This window comes from Haladaptatus cibarius D43 (assembly GCF_000710615.1).
Lineage (GTDB): Archaea > Halobacteriota > Halobacteria > Halobacteriales > Haladaptataceae > Haladaptatus > Haladaptatus cibarius.
In genome coordinates, this window is record NZ_JDTH01000013.1 from 65,844 (window position 1) to 73,757 (window position 7,914).

At 53.1% G+C, this 7,914-nt stretch carries 9 protein-coding genes; 3 read left to right on the plus strand and 6 right to left on the minus strand.

From position 1 onward, the window contains the following. Window positions 1–76: 76 nt before the first annotated feature. A complete protein-coding gene (locus HL45_RS19775; protein ID WP_233274876.1) occupies window positions 77–2,116 on the minus strand; it encodes a bacterio-opsin activator domain-containing protein in 2,040 nt (679 codons plus the stop codon). 37 nt (window positions 2,117–2,153) lie between these two features. Beyond that, window positions 2,154–2,405, minus strand: coding sequence for a hypothetical protein (locus HL45_RS19780; protein WP_049972931.1), 252 nt, complete (start codon window positions 2,403–2,405; stop codon window positions 2,154–2,156). 308 nt (window positions 2,406–2,713) lie between these two features. Between HL45_RS19780 and HL45_RS20195 the strand changes: the two genes are divergently transcribed. Beyond that, complete coding sequence (locus tag HL45_RS20195) at window positions 2,714–2,866, plus strand: DUF1328 domain-containing protein (protein WP_084157204.1); 153 nt, start codon at window positions 2,714–2,716, stop codon at window positions 2,864–2,866. Window positions 2,867–3,403: 537 nt separating this feature from the next. Here HL45_RS20195 and HL45_RS20200 read toward each other — a convergent pair. Then, entirely contained in the window at window positions 3,404–3,640 is a 237-nt protein-coding gene (locus tag HL45_RS20200; RefSeq protein WP_084157206.1) for a UPF0058 family protein, read from the minus strand. A 719-nt stretch (window positions 3,641–4,359) separates the two neighbouring features. Here HL45_RS20200 and HL45_RS19785 point away from each other — a divergent pair. Continuing rightward, complete coding sequence (locus HL45_RS19785) at window positions 4,360–5,151, plus strand: ParA family protein (RefSeq protein ID WP_049972932.1); 792 nt, start codon at window positions 4,360–4,362, stop codon at window positions 5,149–5,151. Further along, entirely contained in the window at window positions 5,148–5,603 is a 456-nt protein-coding gene (locus tag HL45_RS19790) for a hypothetical protein (protein ID WP_049972933.1), read from the plus strand. The genes HL45_RS19785 and HL45_RS19790 overlap by 4 nt, the downstream gene beginning before the upstream one ends. Before the next feature lie 68 nt (window positions 5,604–5,671). Here HL45_RS19790 and HL45_RS19795 read toward each other — a convergent pair whose 3' ends face one another. From HL45_RS19795 to HL45_RS19805, 3 genes are all read right to left on the minus strand, one after another. Then, on the minus strand, window positions 5,672–6,028 hold the full coding sequence (locus tag HL45_RS19795; RefSeq protein ID WP_049972934.1) for a PadR family transcriptional regulator: 357 nt from the start codon (window positions 6,026–6,028) through the stop codon (window positions 5,672–5,674). A gap of 256 nt (window positions 6,029–6,284) precedes the next feature. After that, window positions 6,285–6,581, minus strand: coding sequence for a hypothetical protein (locus HL45_RS19800; protein WP_049972935.1), 297 nt, complete (start codon window positions 6,579–6,581; stop codon window positions 6,285–6,287). A gap of 585 nt (window positions 6,582–7,166) precedes the next feature. Further along, on the minus strand, window positions 7,167–7,914 hold a 748-nt coding region (locus tag HL45_RS19805), incomplete at its 5' end, for a transcription initiation factor IIB (protein ID WP_049972948.1).

Sequence of the window (7,914 nt, forward strand, 5' to 3'; positions counted from 1 at the left end):
GTAGCTAGATTGGTAGCCGGTTTTCGACGGCTCCTCAATATGTATAAATTAGCCTGCAAGCTACGTCCGTTGATTGTCACTTTTGCTCGTCTTCGAACAGCGTCGTGAGTAGGTTTCGCTCAGCCGCCCGAAGATGCCGATTGAACGTTGGTTGTGACACGCCGATCGATTCGGCGATTTCCTGTCCGTTGCTCTCGCGTGGCCATTCGAAAAAACCACTCCAGTACGCAGTTTCCAGCGCCTCGGATTGTCGGTCTGTGAGCCGGTGTCGTAACTGCGCCCGGAAATCCTGTTCCGTTTGTACCGGTCGATTCCGCTTTCGGCGCGCAACGAGTTCCGTATTCCCGTACCGACTTTGGAACGTTTCGACGAATCGGCGCACGTCTGCAGTTTGCGGTAGCTCGACGGTGAGTCTCGCTTCTCGGCCTTCCGCAGTCGCGGCCTTTGGAATCGCGCCGTGGTCGAGTAGTAGTGAGATGACGTTCGAGCCGGAGATGGTACATTCGAAGAGGTTCCGTTCGTCGTTCCCGGTGATATGTCTAATATCGTTAACCACGAGCGACTGGTCGGAAAACGAAAGTACTGCTTCGGGCGTGGTTCCCTCAGTCGTGAAAAAGAGCCGAAGCGTGTCATCAGTTTCGCGGATGACACTCTCGAACTCGAACCGACAGTCAACCATCTGGACGAATTTGATAACCGTGAACTGTGGGTCACGCACCCGAAATTCCAGTTCGACGGCGCTATCGCTAACGAGTGCTTTCTTGCTCTCGACGGCATTTATGCCATACGCGATTGCCGTACCGACATCTTCGAGGAGGTCTTGTTCCATTTCGCCGAAGGTGTTCGGTTCGCCCGAGTAGACCGTCAGTACACCGTAGATACTCTCCCGGTAGATGATCGGAACGCTCACCGCCGCTCGATAGCCTCGTTTGAGTGCTTCCTGTCGCCACGACTCGTATGGTGGCTCCCCGAGTAAATCATTATCTCTTGCAGGTTCTCTGGTTCGAACTGCCCGCCGCGCCGTGGTTTCGGCTGTGTCCTCGTGGTTTGTTTCCGATAGTTCGTTCAGAAACGCCTGTTCGTCGCCGATCCACGTTTGAGCGCTCAGTTCGTCAGTCGTCGTGTCGTACTCGCCGACCCACGCGAACCGATACGGATCGGCGTTTGTCAACCGCTTACAGACTGCCTGCTCGATTTCGCTTCGTGTATCCGAACTCACGAGCGTGTGAAGCACGTCTCGAACGACCGATTCTCGTCGCTCTGTCTGTTCGAGTGTGGCTTTCGAATTTGCGAGTCTCGCCTCCTGTGCCGACAGCTCCCACTCCCTATCGAGACGGGTGAATGCCGATTTGACGTTGGAAGCAACTGTCTCTATTACTGTTGTTTCCTTTGGCTCGGAGTCGGACTGCGATTCCCTGCGCACTGCGAGAACGCCGTGTCTTCCGAGTGGAATGGCGAGCCACTGCGTGAACCCTGCCCCTTCGCTTTCATCTTTCAGCTGGATTTCGTTCTCCAAAAAGGCGTTCCACCCGAGTCCGCTGTCGGCATCGAACAGGTCGGCATCGGGGTTCTCGACGCCTTTCCATGCGACTGGCCGAAGCGCGCCCGCTTCGCCGTCGTATCGTGCGACGATTGCGGCGGCGTAACTCAATTTCGACGATGCGACGGCGACTGCGGTTTCGGCCACTTCGTCTTCGGTTTCCGCAGTCGCTAGTGTCTCGCTCGAATTGCGGATCGCTGTAAGCTGTCGTTCGTGACGAATCCATCTGGCAGTCCGCTCGATTTCATTCGCCAGTGCTCTCCCGCCGCCCGCTTTTGGAATCCAATCCGCGAGGTCGTGGTCAAGAACGTCCTCAAAAACGCTGTTCGCTGTATCTGAAAAGAGGAGACGCGGAAGTAATGGCTGTGAGTTTCGAATCTCTTCGAGAAACGGAAGCACGTCCGCATCTGGTATCGCCGTCGTGCAGACGACACAATCGGCTGCATGAAGTCGATCGTGCGCATCTACGGCGTTCGGCACAGTTTCGACGGTAATGTTCACACGCTCTCGAACCATGGCCATCGCTTGCCCGTCGGCGGGGGGAGCAACGAACAGAACGTGAATTGGCTCGGTCATAGCTTATATCCGTATTTTTCGCGCAATCGGTGCCGTCTCACTTTTTCGATGTGGCGGATTCGACAGTCGAGGCGAGTTCGGTGATTTCTACCATCAAATTCGGCCGGTTGGCATCCGTGGTGCGGAACGTCCACGACCAGTCGAACTCGATTCCAGCGTCGTGACCGCGAATCAATAAGTCTTCGAGTGACGCGTCGAACTCCTTCGGCGTTTGGAATCCTTCAGTATCATTCGTAGCTTTGGTGCTGGCAGAACTTTCTGGCGGGTCTGTATTGTTCGGCGTGTTCATCTATGCGCCTCCCACGTACCATGATTTAGCGGGTGGCATATTAAACCCAGAAATCTCTTTCAGATGGTTCCACACTGTTTCAAACCGCACAAACGGCTACTACAGCTTTCTATACGCTCTTCTATGACTGCTAGTTGCTCACAGCTTGTTGGCAGTTGATGGCGAACTCTTCTCCGAACCTCCGCGTTTTATTGCTATGATAACAAAGTGCACTCGCGTCGTTCTGCAAACGAGATGCCCTTGGACACCACGTGGTTCGTGATGGTACAGGATGATGGGGAACCGTTTGGACAGGAGTGGTGGTGACCATGGCAATCCTTGAACTTGCAGTTACGTTTTTCGTACTCGCAATTCTCGCGTATATCGTCGGTGCACGCGGTATCGCTGGACTGACGATGAGCATTGCACGCCTGCTCATCGTCGTTTTCCTCATATTGGCTGTTATCTCGATGATACTGTGAGGTGACTTCCTCTCTACCGTATTTCTCGACCCGACAGGCCTGCACGACCTGTGGGTAGGATTTGTGCTCCGTAGCGGGCGCCGACCTGCGACAAACTACTTCTCATTACCGCTGTAGGCGGAAGTATCTGTTTCACGGTTGACTGCGCGAAAAATCGCATGACTGCGGCGACTTCTACGAAAAATATACTATATAACGCTATACAGAAGCTGATGCTAGCACAAAACTGTAACGGCGCTACTGTGCTCACTCAGGTGATTTCTGTGCGCTGGTCGGGTTTATGACTTCGTCACGGACGAAATTCGGAGTGCACTGACGTTCCCACCGGACTTCGTCCGCACAGTCGCTACTACAAAGTGAAAGTGGGGCAGAGGCGTGTCGGTCGCAGCTTGGCCGCTCACAGAGCTCGTCGTCACCGGCATCGGCGTCAACCGTCATAAGTAGAGTTCGATATCTGACGATATTATCATCTTCTGAATAATTCTCCCATAGCTACCGCTTGTCGTCGTTGTTTTACGTGATACTTCGATTGTAGATTCAGTCGGCGTGGGGAGCAACGGTCTCTGTTTCCGTCTCCACCATATTGGTGGTGAGACCGTTAGCTAGAGTAAGTACTGCGGCTCGGTGGTCGTTTTTCGAGTGATGAATAGAAGTCGGTCGTGTGGTTTGTTCGTCGTAGTTTGAAAAGCTAAGAGAGGAGTCAGTTCGTGCCTCGAATCGATCGCGTACTTCCGAAAGCAGTCCGTGCAGGTGGATAAGCTCTTGTTTTTTCATCGCGACGACAACTAACGACTGAAGCCCTATAGTATTTCCTTGAGTGGTATTGGCACACGAAAACACTATACAAATTACGATTCATAGGATTTTAATTTTTCCTATATTAAAAAGATAATAATCGGCAATGATTTTTGCACAAAATATGTGTGTATATTTTAGTTATAATATTCGATTACTTCGAGAAATTCCCCTTTTCTGTGGTACGTTGTCAACGCCTACAGCTACTGCGCGGTACTGAACATCCGATGCCACGACATCTACCATTCTGTTTACCAGTTCCGATTCGAACCCCTGTGGGATAGCTAGCCGAACAAACACCGCTGGGCCGGTGTCGTTCTTTTCCTCGTCGGTGCTACCCTCTTGTTTGGGGTGCTATTTTTGGGTTCAGCGTACCGATGCTGCTCGCACTCGACGTTTTGATACTCGCCACCGACGCTTGCCTTTCCATCCTCGTCCTGGTACACACGCGTCTGTAAAACGGTCTGATGCCTGTATTTCCGACTCGCCTTCCTCGGAAAACATCCCCATCAAATCGAGTTTTGCTAGCAAAACTAGTTTTTCTGTCCAAACAACTTCTATACAAATTGTTTTTGCTGTACAAACTATTTCACCAGTATCTTGAAAAGAGCCAGTAAAACGCTCTAAGCGTCCATAATTCGAATTTCACCGGATGTCTGACGCGGTTTTATGTGGTTTGGACGGTTTTGCCGAATTGTATGTCTGACACGCCCAAAATCGCCATCTCGAATCAGAAAGGTGGTGTCGGAAAGACGACGGTCGCAATCAACGTGGCTGGAGCGTTGAACACTTGCGACCACGACGTACTCTTTGTCGACCTCGACCCCCAGGGGAATGCCACCGAAGGGTTGGGGTTGGAAGAGGAGTACGAAGCACAACCACCGACCCTGTTCGATGTGCTGACTGACCACGAAGCGAGAGAGGACGTGGATTCGCTCATTGTCTCTCACCCGGAGATGGACGTTCTCCCGAGCAACATCGACATGACTAGCATCGAACCCGAACTGACGATGGCCATGCGCGGACGCGAGCGACTGGGACAGGTGTTCGACGCTCTTGATGCCGACTACGATGTCATTCTTATCGACTGTCCGCCGTATCTCGGCAATCTTACTGACAACGCTCTGTTGGCCGCTGAAAACGTCCTCATTCCGGCGTTGGCCGAATCGACGAGCAAGCGCGCACTCGAAATTCTGTTCGACCAAATGGAAGTGCTCGAAGCCGAGTACGACACGCAGGTTCGTGACCTCGGAGTCGTCGCCAACCGTGTTGAGACGACGAACGAAGCGAAAACGATGCTCGCGTGGTTCGACGAGGCCTTTTCGGACGTCCCGGTGTGGGAAATTCGAAAGCGCGTCACGCTTCAGCGAGCATTCTCTGCGGGATGTTCGATTTTCGAACTCGAAGAGGATTGTGACATGACGGCCCAGTTCCTCGCCATCGCTGAAGAACTGGAACGACAACTCGGCCTCGTGGAGGTGACGGCATGAGCGACGATAGCCGTGCCGACCGCCTCCGCCGCCGCCGTCGTGCACAGCGTGACCAGCAGACGGAACGTGACCAATCTGATGACACTGCCGACACCGCCGACCCTGACGATACCACAGACCCTGACGATGTTTCGGACGAACAGGACAGGCCATCGACTTCCGACGAAGCATCGCCAGAAGCCGAACTGATTGAAAAGGATTCACTGGACGAGTCGCCCGGACAGGGGAGCGTGAAAGACGCGCGCGTCGGAACGTACATGTACCTCCCCGAAACGCAGCGCTCGGAGCTAAACTTCCGGTATAAGGAACTCAATCTCGCCTACGAACGAGCGTTCGGAGACGAACTGGAAAAAAACCGGCATTTCTATCCGTTGGTCGTGCAAGCCGGACTCGACGCTCTCGACGGACTGGATGGAAAGGACGTTCAAGAACTTCTCAAGCAGCTAGAGTAGGCTCAAATCTGGCAGCTTGTCTCTTCGTACACTGCGTGAAGACGGTCGAAGACCGTCAAAAACTGTCGTTACTGCTGTGCGTCGAGAAGGTCGCTGACCTGCTCTGCACGCTCGTCGTTCGTGATGAACTTCTTGAACCGCCATTCGAACGAGTCGAGAAGCACCGCGATTCCCTCCTCGGTGATGGCGTACTCGTTGGTGCGTTTGTCGAGTTCGCTCTTTTCGACCAACCCACGCTCGATGAGCGTGTCGAGGTTGGGGTACAGACGACCGTGGTTCACTTCCTCGTCGTAGAAGTCCTCAAGCTCGCGCTTGATGGCGAGTCCGTAGCGGGACTCCTCGGCGAGAACTATCAGAACGTTCTGCTGGAACGCGGTGAGGTCGCGCGCCGTCGTCGCGTCGGTAACTGTTTGTGCCTCTGACATGGTAGTATGGTGTGATATTCACTGACAGCGGATATAAACCTTCCTACTCAGGACAATATTTATGTCCTCCGTTACAAATATTATCTAACAACAATCATCTGGTCACAGATAATCGTGCTTTGACCGCCAATATTTGTGATTATAATAATGTGTCCGGGCTGTACTGTTTCGTTCGTTACTTGCTTTTGACCGGTCTGGTAAATATCTGGCGAAGAAAACAGGTGGCCTCCCAACTGGATTGAACTCGTTGGAGTCGTTACTCGGCGGCTTCCAACCCTTTCCGCTTGGGCGCTGGCGGTGAGTGACGGTGGAGTTCGTTCTGCAAGTCTTCAAGCGTCGATTCGGCCGTATCGACGGGTTCATCCGACAGGTCAAGTTCGATTTGAAGGTCACAGTCACGACACGAGGCATCACCGATGATGCTTCCCTCTTCGCTCCGCCAGATGTTGACGTAAAACCGGCGATTGCTACAATCGTCGGACGGGCATTCTATTTCTCCCGAGTTGAGCATCGACTCTAGATTTCCTTCGACGAGTTCAATAATGTCAATCATAACCTCGAAAAAGTCGCCCGAAGTCTTAAGACTAGTGATGGGTATCAGTATTGATAACTACTACGACATCCAAAATATCGGGTACTGAATACGGACTTTCGAGAATGTATAGTTTATCTGGTGTATAATAAAGTACGATACTGTCGTCGTTGTTTATACGCCCCCATGGGCGTCATGCGTGCAGTTACACTGGCGAACTTGCCCGGCGTCGCCGGAGGCGATGGCAGTAGGCTGGCATCCTACGTTGTGTCACCACCCCTCCCACGAAAGTTCTCTTTCCGGCTGTCCGTTCGCTGATTCGGAGGGTACTCCCCACCCACCGAAAATTCTACTGTTCGACCTCACTCGATAGTGCGTTTTTAGTGTCGTTTTGAACCAGCATCTGAAAGACGAGACAAATCGTCCCGTCCGAGCAGGAACTATTCTGTACCGATGTGAACACCCCAACAGCCACGTTTGGGAGCGAAGGGAGAATGCCAGATGTTCACACGGTTTGCAGTTCAGCACGTCCAACCAGTCTCGCAAGTAGTCGAAATCACTGCACTCCGGTAAAAAATGGGGTGGATGTGTGAAGTAATTAAATCCTTAGTGGATTCCGAGCGCCTCTATCTGCTCTTGATACCGATTTCGGATGGTGACTTCGGTCACCTGTGCGACGTCGGCGACTTCACGTTGGGTCTTTTTCTCGTTGCAGAGCAGTGATGCGGCGTAAATTGCGGCGGCCGCATACCCCGTTGGGGATTTCCCGGACAGCAGTCCTTGTTCTGCCGTCGTATCGATGATTTCGTTTGCTTTCGACTGGACTTCCTCACTGACACCGAGGTCGGAACAGAACCGAGGAACGTACTGTTTCGGGTCAACTGGCTTCATCTCCAGTCCGAGTTCTTGCGAGATGTAGCGGTACGTTCGTCCAATTTCTTTCTGGTCTACCCGGGACACTTCCGCGACTTCTTCGAGACTGCGGGGGATTCCTTCCTGCCGACAGGCGGCGTACAGCGTACTCGTTGCGACGCCTTCGATGGAGCGGCCGCGAATCAAGTCTTCGGCGAGTGCTCGCCGATAAATTACTGAGGCGACTTCCCGTACCGACCGCGGCACACCGAGTGCAGAGGCCATTCGGTCGATTTCGGAGAGTGCGAACTGAAGATTGCGCTCGCCAGCGTCTTTCGTCCGGATGCGTTCTTGCCACTTTCGCAGACGATGCATCTGACTGCGTTTCTCAGACGACAGCGACCGACCGTATGCGTCCTGGTTTTTCCAGTCGATGGTCGTGGTCAGCCCTTTGTCGTGCATCGTCTGCGTGGTGGGCGCACCGACACGCGATTTGCTCTTG